General features: G+C 35.7%; 1 protein-coding gene. It reads left to right on the top strand.

Translation table 11 applies throughout. The features are described 5' to 3' along the window. Positions 1–264 precede the first annotated feature (264 nt). Complete coding sequence (locus AC3DU7_RS23085; protein ID WP_488041638.1) at positions 265–1,224, top strand: aromatic ring-hydroxylating dioxygenase subunit alpha; 960 nt, start codon at positions 265–267, stop codon at positions 1,222–1,224. Positions 1,225–1,832: the final 608 nt, after the last annotated feature.

Genomic DNA, 1,832 nt, shown 5'->3' with positions numbered 1-1,832 from the left:
CCCTTACCAAAATACTTTTTGATTTAATAAATAATTTATATTTTGTCAATCAATTTTTATATTTTTTCATCTTTATCAAAATAATATGGGTCGCGCAACCCCGCCTTTTAAGGCGTAATATTTTTGGAGCGGGGCTCAAATCCCCGTTACTAAAATAACTTCTGACTTCTGACTTCTGACTTCTGACTTCGTTAACCTTGGCAAGCGAGCGCTATACAACTACACTAATAGCTGATTTTTGTCTACCTTTAACAGCAAATAATTATGTATTCAAACCTACCCAATAGCTGGTTTCGCGTTGCTAGAAGTGAAGATTTATCTGCCAAAGGAGTCATGCCACTTCATTACTTCGGAAAAGACTTTGTACTATTTCGTACAGAAGATGGCAAACCTCATATTTTTGATGCCCATTGTCCCCACTTAGGCGCTCATCTGGCTCATGGAGGTAGAATACAAGGCCAAACTCTGAGATGTCCTTACCATGGTTGGCTCTGGGATACAAATGGAGAATGTGCTGCTATTCCTTATCCAGATAAACCCAAACCCAAAGCAAAAATACAAAGCTGGCCTGTACTTGAACTTAATGGTCTCATCATGATGTACCATCACCATCAAGGAAAACTGCCAGACTGGGAAATACCTCAAATACCAGAACTCATTTCTCAAGAATGGACTCCCCTACGTTTAGTCCGTCAGTGGAAAGTACGTACTACCCTTCAAGATTATATGGATAACAGTGTAGATGTTTCTCACCTATATAATTTGCACAGCCGTACTTTTAAAAGCGCTCATAGTCATGGGGTACAAATTGACGGACCAATGTTAACTCATAGAATGTCTCAGAAATATAATTTATCTTCTTTAGCAGCAGGAAAATTAGTATTAGAAGATGGCTCAGTTACTACTATTTATTACGGACCTGCTTATGATGTTAGTTTTTACTGGACAGAAGGAAAATTAAAGCTAGGTTTGTTGACTATTTTTACAGGAACACCTATAGATAATGAGTATCTTGATATTGCAATATTTTATAGTGTGAAGAAAGTTCTACCTTTTCCTTTAAGCTTGATTTTAAATAAGATGTTAAAACAAGATGTTTTAGAAACTTTTGAACAAGATGTTAGTATTTTAGAGAATAAAAAAGATATTCATAATCCACCTTTATATCAAGATGATGGTCCTGTGCGTCAGTCTCGAAGTTGGGCCAGTCAATTCTATTCTTGAAGAAGGAAGAAGGAAGAAGGAAGAAGGAAAAGGGAATTACCTCAATGACCTAAAAATGCCTAGAACCCTGGGTAATTAAGGATTTACGCCTTTTTGACCTGAAAGACTATTCCTGTCTATATTTGAGCCTATTTTCTACCTCTATTTTGTGTAATACCATTTCTCTGTAACAATGCGCTTAATAATTATTGCTCAGACCTTATTAAAGTGACTATTGTCATCTTTATATTAAGTGCAACTTCATGGAGAAATGGTATAATATCATGTTCGGATAATCAGTTATAAAAAAACTTTATCCCTTTTAACCTTTTCTTCCTTTCTGCCTTCTGCCTTCAGCATAGCTGCCTTCCTTCCTCCAAAGTGTAAGTATTCAACCGAACATGATATAAGTCCCATTAGGAAAATTAGTGCGAGCATCTTGCTCGCGTTATGAATCATCATATTTACAATTGATAACTGAAATGACCCGATGTCCTAACTATAGTGACAATTTTTATAAACCCAAAAGAAAAAGACAAACCTAAAAAAACTTTTCCCTATTTATCCTTTCTTCAAGTCTAGCAAAGTTAAAAATAAAACAGCCTGCATCCAACTACAGACTGTTAAAA

The organism is Okeania sp. (assembly GCF_983059655.1).
Note: the sequence above shows the minus strand (reverse complement) of the source record. Positions and strands in the feature narration are given on the sequence as shown.

Coding starts and splice junctions, on each gene's coding strand:
- AC3DU7_RS23085 (WP_488041638.1), top strand. CDS start 265: ATGTATTCAAACCTACCCAATAGCTGGTTTCGCGTTGCTAGAAGTGAA.